The organism is Pseudomonas sp. TE12234 (assembly GCF_054061835.1).
This window is the reverse complement of the sequence record NZ_JBSSEP010000014.1, coordinates 146788-172659: the sequence shown is the minus strand read 5'-3', so window position 1 is coordinate 172659 and position 25872 is coordinate 146788. Positions and strand designations below refer to the sequence as shown.

Annotated in this window: 20 protein-coding genes and 4 pseudogenes; 11 read left to right on the top strand and 13 right to left on the bottom strand. The window is 61.8% G+C overall.

The window, feature by feature from the left end; genetic code table 11:
• Nucleotides 1-216 precede the first annotated feature (216 nt).
• Nucleotides 217-285: pseudogene (locus tag ACVWYU_RS21225) on the top strand (NUDIX hydrolase); the annotation flags it as partial.
• Between the two features lie 738 nt (nucleotides 286-1023).
• On the opposite strand, the pseudogene ACVWYU_RS21220 reads toward ACVWYU_RS21225, so the two are convergent.
• The 3 genes and pseudogenes from ACVWYU_RS21220 to ACVWYU_RS21210 all read right to left on the bottom strand — a co-directional run.
• Nucleotides 1024-1614: pseudogene (locus tag ACVWYU_RS21220) on the bottom strand (methyl-accepting chemotaxis protein); the annotation flags it as partial.
• A gap of 315 nt (nucleotides 1615-1929) precedes the next feature.
• Nucleotides 1930-2700 (bottom strand): annotated as a pseudogene (locus tag ACVWYU_RS21215) (cache domain-containing protein); the annotation flags it as partial.
• A 139-nt stretch (nucleotides 2701-2839) separates the two neighbouring features.
• Complete coding sequence (locus tag ACVWYU_RS21210) at nucleotides 2840-4156, bottom strand: Na+/H+ antiporter family protein (RefSeq protein ID WP_090323825.1); 1317 nt, start codon at nucleotides 4154-4156, stop codon at nucleotides 2840-2842.
• 350 nt (nucleotides 4157-4506) lie between these two features.
• Between ACVWYU_RS21210 and ACVWYU_RS21205 the strand changes: the two are divergent.
• From ACVWYU_RS21205 to ACVWYU_RS21195, 3 genes and pseudogenes are all read left to right on the top strand, one after another.
• A pseudogene (locus ACVWYU_RS21205) lies at nucleotides 4507-5796 on the top strand (HAMP domain-containing protein); the annotation flags it as partial.
• Between the two features lie 102 nt (nucleotides 5797-5898).
• The gene (locus ACVWYU_RS21200; RefSeq protein ID WP_404943293.1) at nucleotides 5899-6654 is read left to right on the top strand and encodes a methyl-accepting chemotaxis protein; all 756 of its coding nucleotides are present in this window, start codon (nucleotides 5899-5901) and stop codon (nucleotides 6652-6654) included.
• Between the two features lie 293 nt (nucleotides 6655-6947).
• A complete protein-coding gene (locus tag ACVWYU_RS21195) occupies nucleotides 6948-8624 on the top strand; it encodes an MFS transporter (RefSeq protein ID WP_247256040.1) in 1677 nt (558 codons plus the stop codon).
• Nucleotides 8625-8685: 61 nt separating this feature from the next.
• On the opposite strand, the gene ACVWYU_RS21190 is transcribed toward ACVWYU_RS21195, so the two are convergent.
• The 3 genes from ACVWYU_RS21190 to ACVWYU_RS21180 are packed head-to-tail and all read right to left on the bottom strand — an operon-like array spanning nucleotide 8686 to nucleotide 10991.
• Nucleotides 8686-10002 carry an ATP-binding protein gene (locus ACVWYU_RS21190; RefSeq protein WP_457373599.1) on the bottom strand — a complete coding sequence of 439 codons (1317 nt, stop codon included), beginning with the start codon at nucleotides 10000-10002 and terminating at the stop codon, nucleotides 8686-8688.
• Nucleotides 9999-10667, bottom strand: a complete 669-nt coding sequence (locus ACVWYU_RS21185; RefSeq protein ID WP_457373598.1) for a response regulator transcription factor — start codon at nucleotides 10665-10667, stop codon at nucleotides 9999-10001. Before ACVWYU_RS21185 ends, ACVWYU_RS21190 begins: the two co-directional genes overlap by 4 nt.
• Before the next feature lie 3 nt (nucleotides 10668-10670).
• Nucleotides 10671-10991, bottom strand: coding sequence for a PepSY domain-containing protein (locus tag ACVWYU_RS21180; protein WP_090323834.1), 321 nt, complete (start codon nucleotides 10989-10991; stop codon nucleotides 10671-10673).
• Between the two features lie 343 nt (nucleotides 10992-11334).
• Here ACVWYU_RS21180 and ACVWYU_RS21175 point away from each other — a divergent pair, with 343 nt between their 5' ends.
• The 3 genes from ACVWYU_RS21175 to codA all read left to right on the top strand — a co-directional run bounded on the left by ACVWYU_RS21175 (nucleotide 11335) and on the right by codA (nucleotide 14387).
• Nucleotides 11335-12414, top strand: coding sequence for a patatin-like phospholipase family protein (locus ACVWYU_RS21175; protein WP_457373597.1), 1080 nt, complete (start codon nucleotides 11335-11337; stop codon nucleotides 12412-12414).
• Between the two features lie 75 nt (nucleotides 12415-12489).
• Nucleotides 12490-12846 carry a 6-carboxytetrahydropterin synthase QueD gene (gene queD, locus ACVWYU_RS21170; protein WP_047527439.1) on the top strand — a complete coding sequence of 119 codons (357 nt, stop codon included), beginning with the start codon at nucleotides 12490-12492 and terminating at the stop codon, nucleotides 12844-12846.
• Nucleotides 12847-13139: 293 nt separating this feature from the next.
• The gene (gene codA, locus ACVWYU_RS21165) at nucleotides 13140-14387 is read left to right on the top strand and encodes a cytosine deaminase (protein WP_090323838.1); all 1248 of its coding nucleotides are present in this window, start codon (nucleotides 13140-13142) and stop codon (nucleotides 14385-14387) included.
• Between the two features lie 89 nt (nucleotides 14388-14476).
• Here codA and ACVWYU_RS21160 read toward each other — a convergent pair whose 3' ends face one another.
• Nucleotides 14477-15469, bottom strand: coding sequence for a diaminopimelate epimerase (locus ACVWYU_RS21160; RefSeq protein ID WP_457373596.1), 993 nt, complete (start codon nucleotides 15467-15469; stop codon nucleotides 14477-14479).
• Nucleotides 15470-15640: 171 nt separating this feature from the next.
• Here ACVWYU_RS21160 and ACVWYU_RS21155 point away from each other — a divergent pair, with 171 nt between their 5' ends.
• Both ACVWYU_RS21155 and tynA read left to right on the top strand, forming a co-directional pair.
• The gene (locus ACVWYU_RS21155) at nucleotides 15641-16792 is read left to right on the top strand and encodes an MFS transporter (protein ID WP_457373595.1); all 1152 of its coding nucleotides are present in this window, start codon (nucleotides 15641-15643) and stop codon (nucleotides 16790-16792) included.
• Nucleotides 16793-17025: 233 nt separating this feature from the next.
• Nucleotides 17026-19314, top strand: a complete 2289-nt coding sequence (gene tynA / locus ACVWYU_RS21150; RefSeq protein ID WP_457373594.1) for a primary-amine oxidase — start codon at nucleotides 17026-17028, stop codon at nucleotides 19312-19314.
• Between the two features lie 180 nt (nucleotides 19315-19494).
• On the opposite strand, the gene ACVWYU_RS21145 is transcribed toward tynA, so the two are convergent.
• From ACVWYU_RS21145 to ACVWYU_RS21135, 3 genes are all read right to left on the bottom strand, one after another.
• On the bottom strand, nucleotides 19495-19842 hold the full coding sequence (locus ACVWYU_RS21145) for a DUF6124 family protein (RefSeq protein ID WP_457373593.1): 348 nt from the start codon (nucleotides 19840-19842) through the stop codon (nucleotides 19495-19497).
• Between the two features lie 561 nt (nucleotides 19843-20403).
• A complete protein-coding gene (locus tag ACVWYU_RS21140) occupies nucleotides 20404-20712 on the bottom strand; it encodes a cupredoxin domain-containing protein (protein ID WP_090323846.1) in 309 nt (102 codons plus the stop codon).
• Nucleotides 20713-20726: 14 nt separating this feature from the next.
• On the bottom strand, nucleotides 20727-21695 hold the full coding sequence (locus ACVWYU_RS21135) for a metallophosphoesterase family protein (protein WP_247256056.1): 969 nt from the start codon (nucleotides 21693-21695) through the stop codon (nucleotides 20727-20729).
• 153 nt (nucleotides 21696-21848) lie between these two features.
• On the opposite strand from ACVWYU_RS21135, the gene ACVWYU_RS21130 reads away from it, so the two are divergent.
• Together ACVWYU_RS21130 and ACVWYU_RS21125 are read left to right on the top strand one after the other, a co-directional pair.
• The gene (locus tag ACVWYU_RS21130; protein ID WP_090323849.1) at nucleotides 21849-22361 is read left to right on the top strand and encodes a sigma-70 family RNA polymerase sigma factor; all 513 of its coding nucleotides are present in this window, start codon (nucleotides 21849-21851) and stop codon (nucleotides 22359-22361) included.
• Complete coding sequence (locus tag ACVWYU_RS21125) at nucleotides 22354-23097, top strand: anti-sigma factor family protein (protein WP_457373592.1); 744 nt, start codon at nucleotides 22354-22356, stop codon at nucleotides 23095-23097. Before ACVWYU_RS21130 ends, ACVWYU_RS21125 begins: the two co-directional genes overlap by 8 nt.
• Nucleotides 23098-23140: 43 nt before the next feature.
• Here the strand turns inward: ACVWYU_RS21125 and feaR are convergent, their stop codons facing one another.
• The 3 genes from feaR to paaY all read right to left on the bottom strand — a co-directional run bounded on the left by feaR (nucleotide 23141) and on the right by paaY (nucleotide 25824).
• Nucleotides 23141-24055 (bottom strand): transcriptional regulator FeaR, encoded by a 915-nt coding sequence (gene feaR / locus ACVWYU_RS21120; protein ID WP_457373591.1) that lies wholly within the window; start codon nucleotides 24053-24055, stop codon nucleotides 23141-23143.
• A gap of 102 nt (nucleotides 24056-24157) precedes the next feature.
• On the bottom strand, nucleotides 24158-25081 hold the full coding sequence (gene paaX, locus ACVWYU_RS21115) for a phenylacetic acid degradation operon negative regulatory protein PaaX (protein WP_090323854.1): 924 nt from the start codon (nucleotides 25079-25081) through the stop codon (nucleotides 24158-24160).
• Between the two features lie 146 nt (nucleotides 25082-25227).
• Nucleotides 25228-25824: a phenylacetic acid degradation protein PaaY gene (gene paaY / locus ACVWYU_RS21110; RefSeq protein ID WP_090323856.1), complete on the bottom strand. Its 597-nt coding sequence runs from the start codon at nucleotides 25822-25824 to the stop codon at nucleotides 25228-25230.
• Nucleotides 25825-25872: the final 48 nt, after the last annotated feature.

Sequence of the window (25872 nt, the reverse complement as noted above, 5' to 3'; positions counted from 1 at the left end):
TTCGCTGGCAAGCCAGCTCCCACAAGGGGATTGGGTGCATCTGCGGGTGATTGGTCGGCTATAAGGCCGCCTTCGCTGGCAAGCCAGCTCCCACAAGGGGATTGGGTGCATCTGCGGGTGATTGGTCGGCTATAAGGCCGCCTTCGCTGGCAAGCCAGCTCCCACAGGGGAATGGGTGCATCTGCGGGTGATTGGTCGGCTATAAGGCCGCCTTCGCGCTATATCGAAGTACGGCAGGCCGGGGTCTACATCGGCAATGACGATACCGGCAAGATCCACTTCATCGCCAGGCCCCCTGTAGGAGCGAGCCAGCTCCGGGCGGCGTTCCGACGATGGACGTCAACGATGAAGCGGGCTGTCTGAATGCCCGCGTTGCCCGGTCATTCATCGCGAGCAGGCTCGCTCCTACAGAAGCAACGCGCGCCACCCCGCTCCTCACCACTCATCAGGCCGAGCGTTAGCTCGCCTGTAGCTCTTGATCTTGATCCACCCGCCCCTTCGGGAGGCTGAGTGGAGGTGTTCATCCGGGGAGTGGCGCGCAGCGCCGTTCGACGCAGTCGAACACGCTGCATGTAGGTCGTCGCGAAGCAGACCGGAGGGCAGTGTCCCCGGATGGATACCGCAGCGAAGGAACACCGAGCCCCAGCGAGGGGCCGGACGCTCGGGGCGAGCCTTTTTTTGCTTATCTTTTTTTTGGCGTTTCCGGTTTGAAAAAAAAGTAAGTCGCCGTAAGGGCGAAACCCTAAGCCGCCGTTACCGAAGAAACGGATATGTACCCAACCAACCCAAAGCCTGGTCGGCCCAGAGGCCGCCAAGGTCACCCAGCAGATTGCCGTGCTCTGGCCCGGTAACCGAAACCTGTCGGGTCGGTAAACTGCCCTATTGGGAAAGGCCATAATCCACAAACGGCGCTTGTGTGGCGAGGGAGCTTGCGCCCGCTGGGCTGCGTAGCGGCCCCAAAAAAGCGCTGAGCGCTGCGCACTCAAGCGCGAGCAAGCTCGCTCGCCACAAAAGTGTTGCCAATCAGATACGGAATTGCCCGACCAGCTTGCCCAGGCGCTGCCCCAGATCCGCCAGGCTGCGCGAGGTTTGCGCCCCGAGTTGGGTTTCATCGGCTACGTTGTCCACTGCCACTGCTATCTGATGCACGCTACGGTTGATCTCCTCGGCCACGGCGGTCTGCTCTTCGGCGGCGCTGGCGATCTGTGCGTTCATCGAATTGATGGTGGCAATCAACTGGGCCATGGTATCGAGCGACGCACCAGCCTCATTGGCCTGGGCCGAGGTACCGTCGCCGGCCTCGCTGGAGCGGCGCATCGCTTCCACCGCTGACTGGGTGCCGGCCTGCAAGCGGTCGATCATGCCCTGGATTTCCTGGGTACTGATTTGTGTGCGGCTGGCCAGCGCCCTGACTTCATCGGCCACCACCGCGAAACCACGTCCAGCCTCACCGGCACGGGCCGCTTCAATGGCCGCGTTGAGCGCCAGCAGATTGGTTTGTTCGGCAATCGAACGGATCACCCCGAGCACGCTGACAATCGACGACACGTCTTTCTGCAGGCTGTCGAGAGACACGCCGCTGTTGCGAATGTCGTCCACCAACGCATGAATCTTCTCGATACTGCCAGCCACCACACGCTTGGCCGCCTGGCCTTCTTCATCGGTCTGCCGGGCGGCCACCGCCGCGTTTTGCGCGCTCTTGGCCACTTCCTGGGCGGCCGCCGACATTTCATTGATCGCCGTGGCGACTTGATCCGTCTCGTGACGCTGGCGCTCCATGGCCTGGTCCGAACGATTGGCCTGATCGGACACCTGATCCACCAAACCGGTCAGCTGCGTGGTCATTTCGGTGATCTGGCGCACCAGGCCATGGATCTTGTCGACAAAACGGTTGAACGAGCCGGCCAGTTGACCCAGTTCATCCTGGCTGGTGATGTTCAAGCGACGGGTCAGGTCGCCCTCGCCCGCCGCGATATCGTCGAGGTTGGCTTTCATCAGGTTCAGCGGACGCAGAATGGTATTGGCCAGCAGCATCCCGGCCGCGGCGATCACCAGCAACACCACCAACGCCACGCCGACGATACTCAGCACCACACCTTCCATGCGCTCCTGAACCTTGGCCTCGACCACGGCGACTTGGGCCTCGATGCCGTCCAGGTTCACCGAAGTACCCACCGCCATGTCCCACTTCGACAGGTATTCGGTGTAACCGAGCTTGGGCACCAGCACCTGGCTGTTACCCGGCAGCGGCGAGCTGTATTGCAGGTAGTGGGTTCCGTCCTTGGCGACTTTCACCAGGTCGCGGTTGACATAGACACCGTTCGGATCGCGGTTGTCCTTGAAGCTCTGGCCCACGCCTTCGGGGCTGTTGGCCTTGAATAGGCGCACGGTGTTGGAGTCGTAGCCGAAGAAGTAGCCTTCCTTGCCGTAGGCGATGCTCGACAGCAACTTGATCGCCTGGGCGCGCGCCGCGTCATCCCCCGGGGCTGCCGCGTCGTACAGCGGTTTGATCGTGGTCATGGCCACGGCAACGTAACTTTGCAGGGTGGCCTTGGCATCGCTGAGCAGGCGTTCGCGGGTTTCCTCGACTTCGTGGCGTGCCTGCGCTTGCAGGATGAACAACGTGGTCAGGCTGATGACCAGCGCAAAGAGCAACACCGGGAGGACGGCAAGGGACAGGACTTTGGCCTTCAGGCTCATGCGCATGACGTTCACTCTTTTTTGATTTTATTGGCGTGGATAAAGCCTTTAACGGCAGGCCAATTCAAAAGTTGAACGCGGTCGACAGGCGCACTGAGCCTCCTGTGGGAGCGAGCGGGCTCCCACAAGGCTTGCGGGGTTACAGCACCATCGCCGCCACCCAGCCAAACGCCAGCAACGGCAGGTTGTAGTGCAGGAAGGTCGGGACCACGGTGTCCCAGATATGGTGATGCTGGCCGTCGATGTTCAGACCGGAGGTCGGGCCGAGGGTCGAGTCCGAGGCGGGCGAACCGGCGTCACCGAGGGCGCCGGCGGTGCCGACGATGCAGACGATCGCCAGCGGGCTGAAGCCCAATTGCACGCACAGCGGCACGAAAATCGCCGCCAGAATGGGCACGGTGGAAAACGACGAACCGATGCCCATGGTCACCAACAGCCCCACCAGCAACATCAACAAGGCACCGATGCCCTTGCTGTGGTCGATCCAGGACGCCGACGATTCGACCAGGGTCTGCACTTCACCGGTGGCCTTCATCACTTCGGCGAACCCCGAGGCGGCGATCATGATGAAACCGATCATCGCCATCATCTTCATGCCTTCGGTGAACAGGTCATCGGTGTCGCGCCATTTGACGATGCCCGACACCGAAAAAATCAGGAAACCCACCAGCGCACCGATGATCATCGAGTCCAGCAGCAGCTGCACGATGAACGCGGCGGCAATCGCCACCCCGGCCACCATCAGGCTCAGCGGGTTGTATTGCACCGCGACCTGCTCGACTTGTTCGATCTTTTCCAGGTCGTAGACGCGCTTCTTGCGGTAGCTGATAAACGCGATCAGCAAACCCGCCACCATGCCCAGCGCCGGAATGCCCATGGCGTGGGTGACATTGATGCCCGTGATGTCCACGCCGCTGCGGGCAACGTTGGCCAGCAGGATTTCATTGAGGAAGATGTTGCCGAAGCCCACCGGCAGGAACATGTACGGCGTAATCAAACCGAACGTCATGACACAGGCGATCAGCCGGCGATCCAGTTGCAGCTTGGTCAGTACATAAAGCAGCGGCGGCACCAGCAACGGGATAAAGGCGATATGTATCGGCAGAATGTTCTGCGAGGCAATGGCCACCACCCACAGCAGGCCGATCAGCAACCACTTGACCTGGCCTCCGCCGTTGGCGTGCTGGCGATCGACCATCGCCAACGCCTTGTCGGCCAGGGCATGAGCCAGGCCGGACTTGGCGATGGCCACGGCAAAAGCGCCGAGTAACGCGTAGGACAGGGCCACCGTCGCCCCGCCGCCGAGGCCACTGTTGAAGGCCTTGAGCGTCGCTTCGATGCCCAGCCCCCCGGTCAGGCCGCCCACCAGGGCACCGACGATCAGCGCGATGACCACATGCACGCGGGACAGGCTGAGTACCAGCATGATGCCGACCGCGGCAATCACTGCATTCATTTCATTACCTCGAGACAAACGGAAAGAGTCCGTCCGGCAGTCTGCGTGAGCCGCCAGCGGATAAAGGAATGGGTCTTATTAGAGGGCGCGCACTGTGCCGCAGACTTGCCTTCGTGTCAAAGCGCCCGGGCCCTGCGCAGATGTAACGGCATATGAATACCAGTAGGAGGGAGCCAGCTCGCGAAGCACATGAGAGCACCTGAGGCTATCAGGTCTCCATCGTCATCGTTGGCGACCATCGCGAGCACACTAGCTCCTGCAGAGAGATCGACGATAGACGGGATAAAGAAACCAGAAACCCGGCCGTTACAGTGCAAAGTCGCAGATATTTATCGAATAAGGACGTCTCCATGTCACTCAAGCAATTGTCCATTCAATGGAAAATCACCCTGCTGGCCGGGCTTTGCCTGGCGGGCATCGTGACCCTGCTGGTGGGTCTCTCGCTGTATCGCATGGAGAACAGCTCGGCGCTGGTGAAAGCCTCGAGCATGGAAATGCTGACCGAAGCCGCCCAGGCGCGGATCGAGTCCCAGGGTGAAAACCAGGCGTTGGGCATCCGCCAGCAGTTCATGGACGCCTATCAATATGGCCACGGCTTTTCCCGTCAGGTGCTGTTTCTGCGCGACCAGGCCGAAAAGCGCTTTCTCGATGCCTTCGACTTGCGCGAAGACCTGACCCGTCAGGTCAAGTCGGCGCTGCAAGCCAACCCTGAGCTGCTCGGCCTGTCCCTGGTGTTCGAGCCCAACGGGCTGGATGGCAAGGACGAATTGTTTGCCGGCCAGAGCGAAGTCGGCAGCAATGAGAAAGGGCGTTTTGCCCTGTACTGGTCGCAACCGACCCCAGGCAAGCTGACTTCCATGCCACTGCCGGAAAAGGACATCGCCGACACCAGTACCGGTCCCAGCGGCGAAGCGGCCAACGCCTGGTTCACCTGCCCGCGCACCACCCTCAAACCGTGCGTGATCGAGCCCTACTTCTATATGATCGACGGCCAGAACGTGCTGATGACCAGCATCGTTTTTCCGCTGATGGTCAACGGCAAGGTGATCGCCTCGCTGTCGGTGGACATCAATCTCAACAGCCTGCAGACGATCAGCCAGAGCGCCAGCAAAAAGCTCTATGACGGCCAGACCAGCGTCAGCATTCTCAGCCCGGCCGGTTTGCTTGCCGGCTACAGCCCCGACGCCAGCAAACTCGCCCAGCGCCTGGAGGCCGTGGACAAGACCAACGGTGCCGAGCTGATGCGCATGCTCGCCGCCAGCAGCAAGACCGCCAGCCTGCACAGCCAGCAACAGCTCAAGGTGCTGTCGCCGTTCCAGCCGATTCCCGGTGGCAAAACCTGGGGCGTGTTGCTCGACGTGCCGGAAAAAGTCCTGGTCGGCCCCGCCGATGCCCTGAAAAAGCAACTGGATGACAGCAACACCGCCGGTACCCTGACAGAACTCGGACTGGGCATACTGGCGGCATTGATCGGCCTGCTCCTGGTCTGGCTGATGGCCCGCAGCGTGACCCGACCGATCCTCGGCGTGGCACACATGCTCGAAGACATCGCCAGCGGCGAAGGCGACCTGACCCGACGCCTGGCCTACGACAAGAAAGATGAACTGGGCCAGCTGGCTGGCTGGTTCAACCGCTTCCTCGACAAGCTGCAGCCGATCATTGCCGAGGTCAAACGCTCGGTGCAGGACGCTCGCAATACCGCGGACCAGTCCTCCGCCATCGCCACCCAGACCAGCGCCGGCATGGAGCAGCAATACCGGCAGGTGGATCAGGTTGCGACCGCTTCCCACGAAATGAGCGCCACGGCGCAAGACGTTGCCCGCAGCGCCGCGCAAGCGGCACAGGCTGCGCGGGATGCCGATCAGGCGACCCGCCAGGGCCTGACCGTGATCGACCGCACCACCGCCAGCATCGATAACCTCGCTGCCGACATGAGCGCGGCAATGGTGCAAGTCGAAGGCCTGGCGGCCAACAGCGAGAAAATCGGTTCGGTGCTGGAAGTGATCCGCGCCATCGCCGAACAGACCAACCTGCTGGCGCTCAACGCGGCCATCGAAGCGGCCCGTGCCGGTGAGGCCGGCCGCGGTTTTGCCGTGGTCGCCGATGAAGTGCGCAACCTGGCGCGACGCACCCAGGAGTCGGTGGAAGAAACCCGTCTGGTGATCGAACAACTGCAAAGCGGTACCCAGGATGTGGTCGGTTCGATGGGCAACAGCCATCGCCTGGCCCAGGGCAGTGTCGATCAGGTCGGCCAGGCCGTGACCGCGCTGCGCCAGATCGGCGATGCCGTGACCGTGATCAGTGACATGAACCTGCAGATTGCCAGCGCCGCCGAAGAACAGAGCGCGGTGGCCGAGGAGATCAACAACAACGTGGCGACCATCCGTGATGTGACCGAATCGCTGTCGGGCCAGGCCAATGAGTCGGCACGGGTCAGCCAGTCGCTCAACAGCCTGGCCAATCAACAGCAGAGTCTGATGGATCAGTTCCGCGTCTGACCCCGCCCCCCCTGTAGGAGCGAGCTTGCTCGCGATGGTGTGTCAGTCACCGAGGTGTCAACTGATACTCCATCGCGAGCAAGCTCGCTCCTAAAAGGTCCGCCACCATGATGGCGAGTGGATATCCCCCAGACGTTGATTATGCTTTAAGGAACCTTGCAGCGATTCGAGGCGTCCACCCTGCATGCACGCTTCGCGCAATCGCTCATTCGACGACATCAGCCCCAGGGCCAGGGTGCGGCAGCGGTAAGGAAAAACTCCGGCCTACGACAAGAGCAAGACGGAGAACACTCATGGCAGCCATCGACACTGCAACTTCGGGCAGCGCCCCCGGACACGGCATCACCAGGGAAGAGCGCAAGGTCATTTTCGCCTCGTCCCTGGGCACCGTGTTCGAGTGGTACGACTTCTACCTTTACGGCTCCCTCGCCGCGATCATCGCCAAGCACTTCTTTGCCGGCGTCAACGAGACCACCTCATTCATCTTTGCCTTGCTCGCGTTCGCCGCGGGCTTCGCCGTGCGGCCGTTCGGGGCGATTGTGTTTGGCCGTTTGGGCGACATGATCGGGCGCAAACACACCTTTCTCATCACCATCGTGATCATGGGTCTATCAACCGCCGTGGTGGGTTTTCTGCCCGGTTACGCAACCATTGGCGTGGCGGCGCCGATCATCCTGATCACCCTGCGCCTGTTGCAAGGCCTGGCCCTGGGCGGCGAATACGGCGGCGCGGCAACTTACGTGGCCGAGCACGCGCCCAAAGGCAAGCGCGGCTACTTCACCTCTTGGATCCAGACCACCGCGACCCTCGGCCTGTTTCTGTCGCTGCTGGTGATCCTGGGCTGCCGCACGGTGCTGGGCGCTGAAGCCTTCGAAACCTGGGGCTGGCGGATTCCCTTTCTGCTGTCGATCCTGCTGCTGATCGTCTCGGTGTACATCCGCTTGCAGCTCAGCGAGTCGCCGGTGTTCATGAGAATGAAGGCTGAGGGCAAGTCGTCCAAGGCGCCGCTGACCGAATCCTTCGCCCGCTGGGAGAACCTCAAGATTGTGATCATGGCCCTGCTCGGCGGCACCGCCGGCCAGGCCGTGGTCTGGTACACCGGGCAGTTCTATGCGCTGTTCTTTCTGCTGCAGACGCTGAAGATCGACCCGCAGACCGCCAACTTGCTGATTGCCGGCTCGCTGCTGATCGGCACACCGTTCTTCGTCATCTTCGGCAGCCTGTCCGACCGCATCGGCCGCAAGGGCATCATCATGGCCGGCTGCATCCTCGCGGCAGTGACCTATTTCCCGATCTTCCATGCGCTGACCCAATACGGTAACCCCGATGTCTTTATTGCGCAGGAGAAGAATCCGGTCACGGTGATCGCCGATCCCGCTCAGTGCTCGTTCCAGTTCGACCCGGTGGGCAAGGCCAAATTCACCAGTTCCTGTGACCTGGCGAAAACCGTCTTGGCAAAACGGGCCATCCCCTACAAGAACGTGACGGCCGAACCGGGCACTGTCGCGCAGGTCCGCATCGGCGAGAAAGTAATCCCCAGTTTCGAAGGCACTGGCATGCCGGCCGCCGACTTCAAGACCCGCAACGACGCCTTTACCGCCACGCTCGCCACATCCCTCAAAGACGCCGGCTACCCGGAGAAGGCTGACCCGGCCAAGACCAACTACCCGATGGTGCTGCTGTTGCTGACGATCCTGGTGATCTACGTGACCATGGTCTACGGCCCGATTGCCGCCTGGCTGGTGGAACTGTTCCCGGCGCGCATCCGCTACACCTCGATGTCGCTGCCCTACCACATCGGCAATGGCTGGTTCGGCGGCTTCCTGCCGACGGTGGCGTTCGCCATGGTCGCGGCCACCGGCGATATCTACTACGGGCTGTGGTACCCGATCGTCATTGCGGTGATGACGGCCATCCTCGGCATTTTCTTCATGCCGGAAACCAAGGATCGGGAGATTCATCACGCTTGAACCCGACACCACACAAACCAATGTGGGAGCAAGCTCGCTCCCACAGGTTGCCGGTCCGGCTTCAGAGGCGTTCAGGCAATTCGATCAGCACTTTCAATCCGCCCCACTCGCTCTCCTGCAGCTGCAATACCCCGCCCCACGCCTCGACGATGTCGCGCACGATCGCCAAACCCAGGCCGTGTCCGTCAGTCTGTTCGTCCAGCCGGGTGCCGCGACTGAATACCTGCTCGCGGCGATCTTCGGGGATGCCCGGCCCGTCGTCTTCCACACTCAGTTCAAAGCCTTCGACGGTCTTGAGCACGCTCAGCCGCACTTCGGCATCCGCCCATTTGCAGGCGTTGTCCAGCAGATTGCCGAGCAATTCCAGCACGTCCTCGCGATCCCACGGCAATTGCAGGCCCGCCGCGGCGCGATAGCTCAGCGTCAGGTGGTCACCGTGAATCATGTTCAAGGTCGCCAACAATCCCGGCAGTTCGCCGGCGCAATCAAACAGTGCCCCCGGCAGCGCATCGCCGGCCAGGCGGGCACGATTGAGCTCGCGATTGAGTCGCCGCTGAACTTGCTCCAGTTGTTCCTTGAAGGTCTTGCGCAATGCCGGATGCGCGTCCAGTTGCGCGCTTGAGGCCAGGCTCAACAACACCGCCAGCGGGGTTTTCAAGGCGTGGCCGAGGTTGCCCAGGGCATTGCGTGAACGCTTGAGGCTGTCTTCGGTGTGGGCCAGCAGGTGGTTGATCTGCGCCACCAGCGGCTCCAGTTCCACCGGCACCTGGTCATCGAGTTGCGAACGCTGGCCCTGTTGCAATTGCGCAATCTGCTCACGGGCCGTTTCCAGCGGGCGCAAGGCACGCCGCACGGTGATTCGTTGCAGCAGCAAAATCAGCAGCAGCCCCGCCAGCCCCAACCCCAGGCCAACCTGCTGCATGCGCAGGAAGCTCTCGCGCACCGGGGTGTAGTCCTGCGCCACGCTGATGGAGATCGACTGGCCCAGGCGGCGATAGTCCGAGCGCAGCACCAGCAACTGCTGCCCTTCGGGTCCCAATTGCAGGTTGCTGTCCAGGCCGGGCTGTTCGAGGCGTGGCAGTTCCTGGTCCCACAACGAACGGGAACGCCATTGGCTGTCGGCAAAGTCGATGCGGAAATAGTGCCCGGAAAAGGGTCGTTGATAGGCCGGTGCCAGGTGCCGCTCATCCAGCTGCAAACCTTGCGGGCCACGCACCAGGGCCACCAGCAGGTTTTCGCTGTCGTTGCGCAGGCCGGCTTCGAGGTAGCGCTGCAAACCCATTTCGAACAGCCACAGGCTGGTCTGCGCCAGCACCAGGCCGACAACCACCATCACGCTGATCAGGCCCAGACTCAAGCGGCGCTGGATCGACCTCACCGGGCTTGCCCACCGAACAGGTAACCCTGGCCGCGACGGGTCTCGATCACGCTGCGCCCGAGTTTGCGCCGTAGGTGATTGACGTGGACTTCCAGCACATTGGAATCGCGTTCGGTCTCGCCGTCGTAGAGGTGTTCGGCGAGGTGGCCTTTGGAAAGGATCTGATCCGGGTGCAGCATGAAATAGCGCAGCAAACGGAATTCGGCGGCGGTCAGCTGGATCTGCGTGCCGTCACGGTTCACGCACTGCCGACCTTCATCCAGATGCAAACCGGCGGCCTTGAGCGTCGGCTGATTGACCTGGCCATGGGAGCGACGCAGCAGCGCCTGGATGCGCAGGTGCAACTCTTCAGGGTGAAAGGGTTTGCTCAGGTAATCGTCGGCACCGGCCTTGAGACCTTCGATGCGCTCGGCCCAGGAGTCGCGGGCGGTGAGGATCAGCACCGGAGTGGGCAAACCTTCGGCACGCCAGTGGGCCAACACTTCAAGCCCCGGCAAACCCGGCAGGCCGAGGTCGAGGACGATCAGGTCGTAAGGCTCGGTGCTGCCCTGACAGACCGCATCGCGACCGTCGGCCAGCCAGTCCGCGGCGTAGCCCTGGCGATTGAGGCCGGCCATCAGTTCGTCGGCCAGGGGTACGTGGTCTTCCACCAGGAGCAAACGCATCGGTCAATCTTCCTTGTCTTTCAGTAAACGGCCCGTGGCGGCATCGATTTCAAGCTCACGAACCACGCCTGCCGCCGTGAGCATTTCGACGTCATAAATGTAGACGTCGTGCTTCTCTTCCAGCTCGGCTTCCAGCAGTCTGGCCCCCGGATAGCGGTCCAGCGCCTGCTGCAACACTTGCTCGAGCGGCAGAATGATCCCTTGCTGGCGCAAGCGCAGGGCTTCGTCCTGGTCCAGGTCGCGGGCCATGACCACCGAGCAGAAAGCCAGCAACACCAGCGCCAGGCTGCCCGCGCGCCGTGTGAAAAAGGAAAGCAGCGTCATTACGAATCCTGATGATCCTTGAGTCACTGGCCGCCGACCGCGTCTAATTGCAGATCCGGTCGATGCCGAGGCGGTGAGCTTCTCGAAAGGCACAATGGTACCAGCGTCGTGCAACCTCAAGGCTTCGTCCGGCCCCTGGGTGTTGCATACGGGGTCCACCTTAGCGGGCTGAACTTAATTGAAACTGAATGGCCATCATTGGGCTGCAATAGCAAGCAGACACAGATCCAAACCCTGCTCGCGATGACGCTGGCCCAACCAAAATCAATGCAGCTGCGCCAGCGCTATCGCGAGCAGGCTCACTCCCACATAATCCACCCGCTTGCCAGACATCGAGACCGGTATGACCGCCATCCACATCAAGTTCCCTTCCCTGACGCTCAAGGCCGGTCCTCGTGCCTTTGCGCGCATCCGCGAAAACGGCCTGAGCGCTATCGATGTCGGCACGCTACCCGGTGCCGCCGGTGGCCCGAAGGCGCTGGGGATCCAGGGGCTGGACCTGGCGTTGTTCGGCCAATGGCTGCCGGCGGCGCCCCGGGAGCGCTCGCTGATCGGTGCATCGGTCGGTTCCTGGCGCTTTGCCAGTGCCTGCCTGCCGGACGCCGCCGAGGGCATCCGCCGCCTCGGCCAGCTCTACACCGAACAGAACTTCGCCAAAGGCGTGACCATGGCGCAAATCAGCCAGAGTTCGCGGCGCATGCTCGATGAACTGCTCGACGGCCGCGACGCCGCCCTGCTCGACAACGCCCATTACCGCCTGAACATCATGGTGGTCAAAAGCCACGGCCTGCTCGCGGACGACCATCGCGGCCGCCTGGGCCTGGGCCTGTCGTCGGTGATCGCCGACAACCTGCGCGGCCGCGCGCGGTTGTCGCGGCACTTCGAACGTCTGATCATCCACGACCCGCGCCTGGCTCCACCGGTCAACCCGCTGAACGATTTCCCGTCGCGCTTCGTCGCGCTGAATGCCGGCAATCTGCGCCAGGCCTTGCTCGCCTCGGGCTCGATTCCCATGGTCATGGAGGGCGTGCGCGACCTGCCGGGTGCAGGCGCCGGGACCTTCCGCGACGGCGGTCTGCTGGACTACCACCTCGACCTGCCCTACAGCGGCGACGACATCGTGCTCTACCCGCATTTCACCGATCGGGTGATTCCAGGCTGGTTCGACAAGTCCCTGCCCTGGCGTCGCGCCTGCCCTGCGCGACTGCAGAATGTGCTGTTGCTGGCGCCGTCCCGGGAATACCTGGCGCGCCTGCCCTACGGCAAACTGCCGGATCGTAATGACTTCAAACGCTTCATGGGCGACGCCCCGAGCCGGCAGAAATACTGGCGTGCGGCGATGGACGAAAGCCGTCGCCTGGGCGACGAATTCCTCGAACTGGCCGCCAACGGTCGCCTCGGCGAGCGCTTGCTGACCCTTTAGTCAGGACAAGCTGTTAAACTCGCCGCCTGCCCCTATCGCCACGGCGATCGCCACCTGAACAGAGCTGAAAACACTGTGGAAATCTTCAAGGAATTTACTTTCGAATCCGCCCACCGCCTGCCCCACGTCCCGGACGGCCACAAGTGCGGTCGCCTGCACGGCCATTCGTTCAAAGTGGCGATTCACCTGAGTGGCGATATTGATCCGCACACCGGCTGGATCCGCGACTTTTCGGAAATCAAGGCGATCTTCAAGCCGCTGTATGAGCGTCTGGACCACAACTACCTGAACGATATTCCTGGCCTGGAAAACCCGACCAGCGAAGTACTGGCCAAATTCATCTGGGCCGAACTCAAGCCATTGCTGCCGGAACTCAGTGCGATTCGTATCCACGAGACCTGCACCAGCGGTTGCATCTATCGCGGCGAGTAAAGCAGAACCCTTGTAGGAGCGAGCCCGTTCGCGATGGACGTCAAGACAACACGGTTCTCCAGATACACCGCGTTATCGTTTACGTCCATCGCGAGCAGGCTCGCTCCTACAGGGGAAATGCGTTTCGTCAGTGACGCAAAAAAACAGCCTTCAACGGCTGTTTTTTTATGCCTGCTTTTTGGCTTTCACATGCCAGGAACTCACGCCCGTGACAGGCGAGATCAATGACGCTGGCAGGAATCGCCCCCGTCGCGCTAACGTAGTGTCATTGTCTATCGAAAAGGACGCTCCTGATGCACATCATCAACGCCCGGCTGCGTCACCAGGAAGGCCTGCATGAATTGCACCTGGAAAACGGCCTGATCAGCCACATCGCCCGGCAAACCGAGGCTCCGACCCTGGGCCCCGACGATCTGGATGCCGGCGGCAACCTGGTGGTACCGCCCTTCGTCGAGCCGCACATCCACCTCGATGCCACCCTGACCGCTGGCGAGCCGCGCTGGAACATGAGCGGTACCTTGTTCGAAGGCATCGAGTGCTGGGGTGAGCGCAAGGCGACGATCACCCAGGAAGACACCAAGACCCGCGCCAAAAAAACCATCCAGGCCCTCGCCGCCCACGGTATCCAGCATGTGCGCACCCATGTCGATGTCACCGATCCGCAACTGACCGCGCTGAAGGCCATGCTCGAAGTGCGCGAGGAAAGCCGTGATCTGATCGACCTGCAAATCGTCGCATTCCCCCAGGAGGGCATCGAGTCGTACCGCAACGGTCGGGACCTGATGGAGGAAGCGATCCACATGGGCGCCGACGTGGTCGGCGGCATCCCGCATTTCGAATACACCCGTGATCAAGGCGTGAGTTCGGTGAAGTTCCTCATGGACCTGGCCGAACGCACCGGTTGCCTGGTGGATGTGCATTGCGACGAAACCGACGACCCGCACTCGCGCTTTCTCGAAGTGCTGGCCGAAGAAGCCCGCAGCCGCGACATGGGTTCACGGGTCACCGCCAGTCACACCACGGCCATGGGCTCCTATGACAACGCCTACTGCGCCAAACTGTTCCGCCTGCTCGGGCATTCCGGGATCAGTTTTGTCTCCTGCCCGACCGAAAGCATTCATCTGCAAGGCCGCTTCGATAACTTCCCGAAACGCCGTGGTGTGACCCGGGTCAACGAACTGCTCGAAGCCGGCATGAACGTGTGTTTCGGCCAGGATTCGATCGTCGATCCCTGGTATCCGCTGGGCAACGGCAACATCCTGCGGGTCCTCGAAGCAGGCCTGCACATCTGCCACATGCTCGGTTACCGCAACCTGCAAAGCGCGCTGGACCTGGTCACCGACAACAGCGCCAGGGCCATGGCTTTGGGTGATCGCTACGGGCTGGAACCGGGGCGGCCGGCGAACTTGTTGATATTGTCGGCCGAGAGCGACTACGAGGTGATCCGCAGCCAGGGCCTGCCGCTGTATTCGATTCGCGGCGGCAAGGTGCTGATGAAACGGACGATGCCGGTGGTGGAGTTCGGTGATGGCTTGAGCTGAATTCGGGTCGACGCCATCGCCGGCAAGCCGGCTCTACAGGGACTTGCATTAAACCTGGAGCCGGCTTGCCGGCGATGGCTGTCTCGGGATCAGTCCATCAACCGAGCCGTACCAAACAGGCTCACCCGACTCAACTCCCCCCGCTCTTGCTCCAGCAGAATCGGCGCTGTCCCACCCGGCATCGTCACCTTCACCTCCCCCGCATCGACCCAACCCACCCGCCAGGCCGCACACGCCACCGCACTGGCACTGGTGCCCGAGGAAGCGGTCGGCCCTTCCCCGCGCTCGAACACCCGCGCGGCGATGTGCCCGGGTGACAGCCGCATCGCCCATTGCAGATTGATCCCCGCCGGGCAGGGTTTTCCTGCGCCGGTCGGCATGGCGTAGGCGATCTGCGTCAGCCCCTCGCCCAGCGCTGGCTCGCGCATTTGCTCATTGCCCGGCAAGGCATCGGCGCTGTCGACCAGGGTCACGCAGTGCGGATTGCCGACTCGCACGAACTGACTGCGCGACCATGCCCCGTTGAGGGCTGCCAATGGCTGCACATGGCTGAGCTCACGACCGTTGCAGGCCACGCTTTCAACCCCCTGCGCACTGACCGCCTCAGGGCCAAACCCCGGCTTGCCCAGGTCCAGCCAAAACCCTTGCACGCCATCGACCTGCGCCGCTTTCACCGAAATCTCCCCCGGTGAACGCACATCCGCCTTGTCATGGTGAACCCTGAGCACACACGTTTGATCCTTCGGCCAAAGTCCCTGATCGCTGAGGGCCTGGGAAAAAATCGTCAGGCCATTGCCACTGCGCTCGGCCAGGGTGCCGTCGGTGTTGACGATCAACAGATCGAATGGCTGCGACGACTGGAACGGGCCGACCAGCAAGCCATCGCTGCAATGTTCCTTGCTGCCGGGCGGCTGGGTGCCGGCGGCCCAACGGCAGCAAGCCTCTATGGCCGACAAGGTCCATGTCTGAATGTTTTGTGCGGCCTGACTGGCCTGATCCGGCACGGCGATTCCCCTGCGGCGCAGTTCCTCAGGCGCCACCACCTTGTAGATATTGCCTCGTGCATCGTACATCCGCGCCATGGCGCCCTCCCTGCTGGAAATGATGGGTCTGCCCCAACATATCGCGAAACAGGCTCTGGCTGTGCAAGGATGTCAGCCTGTTTCAGCGCAAACCTTGCGGCTCCCCTGATCGAACCCTCGCAGGTGGATCACTGTCCCTTGGGAACGCGACGTTTTTGTTCAAGGATCGATATGACCAACCTCAAGACCCAATCCCCCTTCGTTCCAGGGCGCCTGGAGCAAATGTCCACGCGCATTGCCTTCTTCATCGCCGGGCTTGGCATCGCCGCGTGGGCGCCGCTGGTGCCCTACGCCAAGGTCCGCGCCGGGCTGGATGACGGCACCCTCGGTTTGTTGCTGCTGTGCCTGGGGGTGGGTTCGATTCTGGCGATGCCTTTGGCCGGGATGCTCGCCTCGCGTTTTGGTTGTCGCAAAGTCGCGACCGGCGGCACCTTGCTGATCTGCCTGGCGCTGCCGCTGCTGGCAACGGTGTCATCGATTCCGGCGCTGATCGCGGCGTTGTTCATCTTCGGTGCCGGCCTCGGCACGGTGGATTCCACGGTGAACCTGCAAGCGGTGATCGTCGAACGGGCCAGCGGCAAGAACATGATGTCGGGGTTTCATGGCCTGTTCAGCCTCGGCGGGATCGTCGGCGCGGCGGGTGTCAGCGGGCTACTCGGTCTGGGTATTTCACCGCTGGGCGCGACCCTGGTGGTGGTCGTGATCCTGCTGATCGCCCTGGCCAAAGCCGCGCCGCACCTGCTGCCCTATGGCAGTGACAGCTCGGGACCGGCGTTTGCCATTCCCCACGGCATCGTGCTGTTCATCGGCGTGATGTGTTTCATCGTGTTCCTCGCCGAAGGCGCGGCCCTGGACTGGAGCGCGGTGTTCCTGGCCCAGGAACGCGGGATCGATACCGCCTATGCCGGCATGGGGTATGCGGCGTTTGCCCTGACCATGACCACTGGACGCCTGACCGGGGACTCAATCGTGCGGCGCCTTGGCGCTACGCGAGTGATGGTGTTCGGCGGGCTGACGGCAGCGGCCGGTCTGTTCATGGCGACATTGGCCCCCAGCTGGGAAGCGGCGCTGGTGGGTTATGCGTTACTCGGGGCCGGCTGCTCGAACATTGTGCCAGTGCTGTACACCGCGGTCGGCAAGCAGACCGTCATGCCGGAAAGCATCGCCGTACCAGCCATCACCACCCTCGGTTACGCCGGCATTCTTGCGGGGCCTGCGGTCATCGGCTTCATCGCCCATGGCAGCAGTTTGAGCTTTGCCTTCGGCTTGATGGCCGTGCTGCTGGTGGCGGTGGCCATTGGCGGGAAGGTGTTGAAGGTCTGAAAAGCATTGCTGGCAAGCCAACTGCAGACAATCCCTGTCGTTCACAAACGCTTGCTGTTGATTTGCAGCGGCGCGATGGCAAAGCGCTATATCCGCTTGCCAAGCCCCCGCCAGTCGGGAAAGCTGATTGCGGCACAGAGCCAAAGGATTCTGGCAGGAATCCAAAAGCAGCCAACGTCGGGCTGTTGCAAAGTACAGGTGTGCTGTCACCGGCTTTTTCGAAGGAACCCAGAATGTTCACCTCCCTTGCGTTGCGAAACAGAAAACCGCTTGCCCGGCTCGCGCTGGCCATCACGCTGGGCACCCTCGGCCTGCCCTATTGGGCCGGAAATGCCCAGGCCCATGGCGGTCACGCCGAAATGGTGCCGCTGCAGGCGGGCCTTGAGGAATTCGGCGCCACGGTCAAGTGGGACGACTATTCCAACCTGTTCACCATTGCCAAGGACGGGGTCTACCTCAAGGTCAAGCCGAACAGCAAAGTGGCCATGCTCAATGGCAAGCCCATGGCGCTGACGGTGCCGGTGGTGTTCAAGGGCAAGACCGCATTCATGTCCAAGGACTTCATCAACCAGGTGTTCCAGTCCGGCCTGGACAAGACCTTTGTCGTCGAAACCCGCCCTAACCCGCTCAACCCGCTGAGCGCGGACGAAATCACCGCGGCGGTGGACATCGTCAAGAAGTCCGGGCATTACCAACCCGGTTTCCGCTTCACCGAAGTCTCGGTCAAGGAGCCGCCGAAGGATCAGGTGTGGAACTTCGTCTACACCGGGCAGAAGGTCGACCAGCCGCGCCAGGCCAATATCGTGGTGCTGGACGGCAAGCACGTGATCGAAGCGCTGGTGGATCTGGACAGCAAGTCACTCAAATCCTGGACACCGATTGAAGGCGCCCATGGCATGGTGCTGCTGGACGATTTCGCCACGGTGCAATCGGCCGTGGAGAACAGCCCGGAATACGCAGCGGCACTGGCCAAGCGCGGCATCAACGACGTGAAAAAGGTCGTGGCCACACCGCTGACCGTCGGCTACTTCGACGGCAAGGACGGCCTGGCACAGGACAAGCGCCTGCTGAAAATCGTCAGCTACCTCAATACCGATGACGGCAACTATTGGGCGCATCCGATCGAAGGCCTGGTGGCGATTGTCGATCTGGAGCAGAAGAAACTCATCAAGATCGAAGACGAAGCGCTCATCCCGGTGCCGATGAAGCCGACCCCCTATGACGGGCGCGGACGCAAGGGGACATCGGTCAAGCCGCTGGAGATCATCGAGCCCGAGGGCAAGAACTACACCATCACCGGCAACAGCATTCACTGGCAGAACTGGGACTTCCATGTGCGCCTCGACTCGCGGGTCGGGCCTATCCTGTCCACCGTCACCTATGACGACAAGGGCAAGAAACGCAAAATCATGTACGAGGGCTCGCTGGGCGGCATGATCGTGCCGTATGGCGATCCGGATGTCGGCTGGTACTTCAAGGCCTACCTGGATTCGGGCGACTACGGCATGGGCACCCTGACCTCGCCGATCGCCCGCGGCAAAGACGCCCCGGAAAACGCCGTGCTGCTGGACGCCACCATCGCCGACTACACCGGCGCCCCGACGGCGATCCCGCGCGCCATGGCAGTGTTCGAACGCTACGCCGGCCCCGAGTACAAACACCAGGAAATGGGCCAGCCCAACCTCAGTACCGAACGCCGGGAACTGGTGGTGCGCTGGATCAGCACCGTCGGCAACTATGACTACATCTTCGACTGGGTCTTCCAGCAGAACGGCACCATCGGCATCGACGCCGGCGCCACCGGCATCGAAGCGGTCAAGGGCGTGAAGTCCAGGACCATGCACGAAGACACCGCCAAGGAAGACACCCGCTACGGCACGCTGCTCGATCACAACATCGTCGGCACCACCCACCAGCACATCTACAACTTCCGCCTCGACATGGACGTGGACGGTGAAAGCAACTCGCTGGTGGAGGTGAACCCGGTGATTGCCCCGAACGACCGTGGCGGACCGCGCACCAGCACCATGCAGACCGAAACCAGAGTGGTCAGCACCGAACAACAGGCGGCGCAGAAATTCGACCCGTCGACCGTTCGCCTGCTGACCAACTTCGGTAAGGAAAACAAGGTCGGCAACCCGGTGTCCTATCAGTTGATTCCCTATGCCGGCGGCACGCACCCGGTGGCCAAGGGCGCCAACTTCGGCAAGGACGAATGGCTGTATCACCGCCTGAGCTTCATGGACAAGCAACTGTGGGTGACGCGTTACAACCCTGAGGAGAAGTACCCGGAAGGCAAGTACCCGAACCGCTCGGACAAAGACTCGGGCCTGGGGCAGTTCACCCAGGACAACCAATCCATCGAAAACACCGACGACGTCGTGTGGCTGACCACCGGCACCACCCACATCGCCCGCGCCGAAGAGTGGCCGATCATGCCGACCGAATGGGTGCACGTGCTGCTCAAGCCGTGGAACTTCTTCGATGAAACGCCGACGTTGGACCTCAACGCACCGAAGTAACGCCCCCCCTGTGGGAGCGAGCCCGCTCGCGATGGCGTTTCAGTCGACACCTGTGTTGCTGATACTCCATCGCGAGCGGGCTCGCTCCTACAGGGATCTTTGCCGGGCAGCCGATTTTTGCGCGTCAGCCAATCCTGAGCTGGCCCAGGCTCGGGTCGCGTTCGGACGATCTTTTGACGTCTACTCGGGCGGATCGATTCGATCCAGCGCCCGGTTTACCGCCAGCTCGCCCAGCATGATCACTTGCGCGATACCCAGCAGGGTATTGCGACTGGTCCCCTCCGTACGATCCGCCAGATCCAGGGTCATGACATTGGCCGACGCCAACGATTCGCAGGCGTGGGCCAGCAGGGATTCGACATCGAGTTCCGGGTTGACGATGAACATGGTGCAGAGTTTGCGCGGGGTGGCGCGGATGTCGGCGGCGGAGGGGATGCGTTCGGGCGGTGCATGGGAAGTGTTTGAATCGATGGTTTCCGAGGGCGTTGCCGGGTCGGTGTCCGGCGGATTCGGTGTCACCTTGAACATAGGCTGATTACTCCTGAAAGGAGCCACTAACCCTTCTCTACTAAAAGAAGGGTGGTGGCTGTACGCAGGTTAGTAGACCGGGGAGATCAGCATTTACCGGCGCGCCGAAGCGCCCTGCGCACAGCCACCATCAAGATCAGGCATGGGACACCTGAGTTTCGGAGCTTTGCACCTTGCTGAAACACCACGGGCTACTAAACCCGATCACTGACCATCAGTGACGCGAATCAAGTTACCGAGCGGCCCCAAGGCGCACAAGCCGGCGGATTCTGGCGTAACCGTAGGCAACGACGCAAGGCGTTGTGGCTTTCGGGAAGTAACCTTGAAAGCCGCTGAGCGACGAACATCTGTGGCGAGGGAGCTCGCTCCCGCTGGGCTGCGAAGCGGCCCCCCCTCGCCACTGGCAATCATCCCACTAAAAAATCCTACAGCTCCGGCGCACCAAGATACGGATACGTCCTACGCCACCCTCGCGGCGAACGGGAAGCACCCGGCGAAGGTGGCGCGCCAATCCCCTGTGGGGGCGAGCTTGCTCGCTCCCACAGGGTTACATCGGTCCGCTCATTGGCTGACCACAATCTTCCCCAGCATCTGCGGATGCAGCGCACAAAAATACTCATACTCCCCTGGCGTATTGAACACCCAGGAATAGCTGTCACCGGTATCCAGCGCCCCGGAGCGAAACAGCTTGTGGGTTTCCGCCACCGTGTGCGGAATCTCGTCGTCGTTCACCCACGTCACTTTGGTGCCCACCGCCACGTTCAAATCCTTGGGCCCGAACATGAATTCCTTGATATCGACTTTCACCTCCTGAGCCCACACCGGCATCGACAGCAGCAGGCAGACAACAGCCAACAATCGCGCTTTCATTCCCATTTCCTCCGCTAAACCAGTGTCGAATCGATCAGTGCCAAGGGGTGCTCACCCTGCGTCGCACGCACATCGGTGATCCCCAGGTAATTGCGCAATTGATCCGCCGCCACCGTCATCGGTCCCGGAGCCGGCGCCGTGCCCGGTGCCGGTTGTGGATAAGCCGTGCCGCGCGCGGTGTGGAAGGTGATATTGCCCTCGACCTTCTGGATGACCTGATGGATATGCCCGTTCAGCACCGTCACCGATCCGTACTTGCGCAGCATGGCAATCGCCTGATCGCCATCCTCGGTGCCCCAGCCCCACGGCTGATAGATGGTCCACAACGGAATATGGGTGAACACGACAATCGGCGTGCTGCTGCTCACCGCGCGCAAGTCATCGGCCAGCCAGGCCAGTTGATCGGCGCCAAGGGTCGCTTCATGGCCAGCCTGGAAGTTGAAGACATTCACCAGCGCAATGAAATGCACGCCGTGGTCGTCGAAGCTGTACCAGCCATTGCCTTTGGTGCCCTTGCCGTAACGCTCCAGATAAAGCTTGCCGCCGCCCTCGTCGAGGGTGTCGTGCTCGCCCGGCACATAGTGCACGGTGGACGGCAGGCCCTTGAGCAATTGTGCGGCGGTGTCGAACTCGGCGGGTTTGGACAGGTGGGTGATATCGCCGGTATGCAGGATCAGCGATGGACGCTTGGGCAGCGCGACGACCTTGTCGATCGCCACTTGCAAGGTCTTCACCGGATCCGGATTGGCCTCCTTGTTGAAACCGATGTGCGAGTCGCTGATCTGCACGAAGTGAAAGGTGCTGGCCAGCGCCTTGGGATCGGAGACGTTCCCCGTGTCGTCCAGAGCGAAGGCCCGGGGGATGCCGCCGCTCAAGGCCCAGAGGACCCCGGCCCCGGCCCACGCCGAGCATTTGAGCAGTGTTCGGCGGTCGGGATTCAACGGGCCGTCGGTGCGCAGTGGATGTTTTGCTTGAATGTCCATCGGTATTCCCTCGCTGGAGAACTACAGTGATGTAGCTGACACGAGGTAAAACCTTGCAGGACCGGTCTTTATTCCCTGTCGAAAAAATAAATTTTCCCGGGAATAAAAGACCGTGCACCGCAGTTATAGGGGTGGGACAGTGCGGGAACCACTATGAAGCGATTTGAGGAACTGTTTGCGCCGCACCTGGATGCCGCTTACAACCTCGCGCGCTGGCTCACGGGCAATGACAGCGCCGCGCACGATGTCGTGCAGGAAAGCGCCCTGCGCGCCTTGCGGTTTGCGCACCGCTTCGTCGACGGCAACGCCAAGGCCTGGTTTCTGACCATCGTGCGCAACGAAAGCTACACCTGGCTCAAGGCCTCGGCCGGACGGCACTGGGTCGCTTTCGACGACGAGCCAGGTGAAAACGAGGCTGCGATGAGCCACAGCCAGACCCCGGAACTGCTGGCCATCCACACCGAAAATGCGGCGCTGATCCAGCAAGCCCTGTGCGCCCTGCCACCGGCGTTTCGTGAGGTGATCATTCTCAAAGAACTCGAAGACCTGGCTTACAAGGACATCGCTCTGGTGGTCGACATTCCCATCGGTACCGTCATGTCGAGGCTGGCCAGGGCTCGCGCCATGCTCAAGCTCGAACTATTGAAGTTGCACGCTCATGAATGAACTCGACTGCACGGTTTGCCAGACGCTGATGCATGGCTATCTGGACAAGGAACTCGATCCCGCGACGGCGGCCAATGTGGCCGGGCATCTGGCCGAGTGCGCCGACTGCGCGCGGTTACTGGATCAGGCGCAGCGGTTGAAGGACAGCGTCAGGCACAAGGCGCCGTATTACGCCGCGCCGGCGTCCTTGGTTGCCCGCCTGAAGGCCCCTGAGGTGCCAGCGCCCGGGGCTCTGGAGCGCTGGCGCAAATGGTTTGCACCGGTTTTTTCAGCGGCGGCGCTGGCCTTGGCGATGGTGCTGTATGTGGCGACGCCGGGCAGCGAGCAGCCGTTGATGGACGAGGCGGTTTCCAGTCATGTCCGCTCGTTGATGGGCGAGCATCTGAACGATGTGATTTCGTCCGACCGCCACACCGTCAAGCCCTGGTTCACCGGCAAGCTCGACTTCTCGCCACCGGTGTTCGATTACGCGGCGCAAGGCTTTCCCCTGTTGGGCGGGCGCCTGGACTATCTGCAACACCAGACCACGGCGGCGCTGAGTTATGGCCGGGCCAAGCACATCATCAATGTGTTTATCTTGCCCGCGCCGGAAGCCGACAAGCCGCGCCAGACTCAGACCATCCGTGGCTTCAACGTTGTGTCCTGGCAAGCGAACCACATGCGCTTTGTGCTGGTTTCCGATCTGGAGAAAAGCGAGCTGGAGGCCTTCAGCGAATTGCTCAAGAACGGTGCCTGAAAACACGGATGGATGGCACAAAACCCTGCGAAAAACGCTTCACTCAAGCATGCTGCTTGCGGTACTCCCCCGGCGCGATGCCGAAGCGTGACTTGAACGCCGTGGAAAAGTAGCTCGAATCGGAAAAACCCCACGAGTAGCCCAGCACCGACAACTTTTGCTCCTTGCCCGACTGGCGCAGGGATTCGGCGCACAGGTCCAGGCGACGATTCTTGATGTAGCGCGCCACCACCAGGCCCTTCTTGGCAAACATCCGGTACAGCCCGCGAGTGGACATGCCGACTTCCCGCGCCAGCCATTCCGGGCACAGCTCTTCCGAGCGGATGTGCTGGTCGATAAAACTCAGGGTCTTGCGGAAGGTGCGTTCATGCAGATCCGTGCAGTCGTCGGTCTGGCTGATGGCTGGACGCAGCAGGCTGACAATCGCTTCCAGGGTCGCTTCGCTTTCCTGACGGCCGAGGTTTGGCTGGCGGGTGGCATTAAGCACCAACCGGTGCGACAGCATGGCGATGGGCGACGTCGCGGCGATGCGGTGACCGCACTTGACCTGGTTGAAGCGCAAGGTCTGTTCGACCAATTGATACGGCAGGATCAGCGACAACTGCCGGGAGTTTTCGCTGTAGGTGAAGTCGCTCGGGCGTGCGGCATCGATCAGTGTGATGTCGCCGGCGGACAGCAGCACCTTGTCGTCGCCCTGGGCCATGCCCGCCGTACCATCGAGCTGGAACACCGCAAAGTATTTGCCGCCCTCGCCCGCCGCGACTTCCTGCGGCGTGCGGTACAGGCGCGCCTGACAGGCATCGACAAAGCTGAGCTTGAGGGCATCGCTGCGGTATTCGCGGATCTGCCCGGCAAACCCGGTGCCCAGGGGTTGTGCGTTGAAGGCGCCACAGATCTGGTTGATCTGATGGATCCACTGATCGAACCCATCCTGGCGCTGTGCAATTGTAGAAATCATGTCAGGCCTCACGCAGGCTTATTTTTATTGTCTACGTCAATCCACACGACATCGGGGTGCTTCGCATCTCCTGAACAACCCTGCTCCCTGCACCATGACGTGTTACTTGAGTCCGCCAAAACGCCGGTAAAAACTTTCCCCCACATCCGGCAACGGGCCGTCGGCCGTTTCCAGTGCAGCGTTCAGCCATTCCTCGGCCTTGGCGTAAATCAAACGGTAAATGTTGCGGCACAACTGCCGCGCCGCACGCCCTTCCCAATCGCCGGGCAACAACTCGTCCGGCAGTTGCGGATCGCGCAACAGCAGTTTTCGGTATTCATGGATCAGCAGGATCCGTGCCAGGAAACAGTCCGCCGGCTGCAGGTTCTCCTGCTCGCGAAGCGCTTGCCAGAGCGGCCGGAACAATTGAATGAACTCGCTGTAATGGGTCGCCAGCTCCTCGATGTTCCAGCTCTCGCGCACCTGCAGGCGCAGGGCCTTGGAGGCCAGCACGTCCTGGGCGGTGGTTTCGAAGACGATGGTGTCTTCCTGGGCGCCGAGGTCGATCAGGGTCGCGTTGACATCGGTGCGATCACTGCGCGGGCACGCCAGCACCACCGGTGAAATCGCACCAAAACCTTGCCACTCCAGTTCTTCACGCACTTGTTTGCGCTTGTCCTGAGTCAACTGCGACAGCATCACCAGGCACCAGGAACCGTCCCAGGCCGGCATGCTGGTGCTGTAGACCCGCTTGAACGCCTTGTCGAAACGTCGGCGACCGGTGCCGGTCAGGCTGTAGTAACTGCGACGCCCGACTTTTTCGGCGGTCAGCCAGCCTTCCTTGGTCAGGCGGAAAATCGAGGTGCGGATCAGCCGTTCGTTGATGCCGATCGGTTCGAGCAACTGAATCAGGCTGCCCAGCCACACCGTCCCGCCATGGGGCTCGATGGCATCGCCGTACAAGGTGATGATCAAGGAACTGGCGCGGATCGGCGTCTGCTCCTGGAAGCGGGTAATCAAGTGGTTCAAAGGTGTCAGGGACGACATGGGCGTACCGAGCGAAAAAAGAAAAGGAATATACAGAAAACCCTGTGGGAGCGGGCTTGCCCGCGATAACGGCGGTTCAAACAAATTTACGCCATCTGACACTACGCCATCGCGGGCAAGCCCGCTCCCACAGGGGAAGATGGTGTTCACGAAATCGTGCCCTTGGGCCGCAAGCCACTGTCGCTGATGCGCGGGCGATCCGGCTCCGGCTCGGTCAGCGGTTCGCAGACCTGCATCTGTTCCAGGCAACGCTGGGCCAATTGCTGATACTCGCGGGTGCCTGCCTGTTTCCACGCCACTTCCTGATCGCTGAGTGTGCGCTTGACGCTGGCCGGGGCGCCCATCACCAGCGACTGCTCGGGGCATTCGAAACCGGCCTTGACGAACGCTGCCGCCGAGACGAATGAACGCGAGCCGATGCGCGCGTTGTCCATCACCACGGCATTCATGCCCACCAATGCGTCGGCGCCGATCCGGCAGCCATGCAGCACCGCGCCATGACCGATGTGGCCGTTGCGCTCGACCACCGTGTCGCTGTCGGGAAAGCCGTGCATCACGCAGGTGTCCTGCAGATTGGCGCCTTCCTCCAGGACGATCCGGCCAAAGTCGCCGCGCAGACTCGCCAGCGGCCCGACATAACAATGAGGACCGACGATCACATCACCGATCAGCACGGCGGACGGATGCACATAGGCAGTGGGGTCAACCACCGGAGTCAGGCCATCAAGGCTGTAGCAGGTCATGGCAGGTTCCTTCACAAAGCGATGCAAATAATGGCTCATTTTGTATCA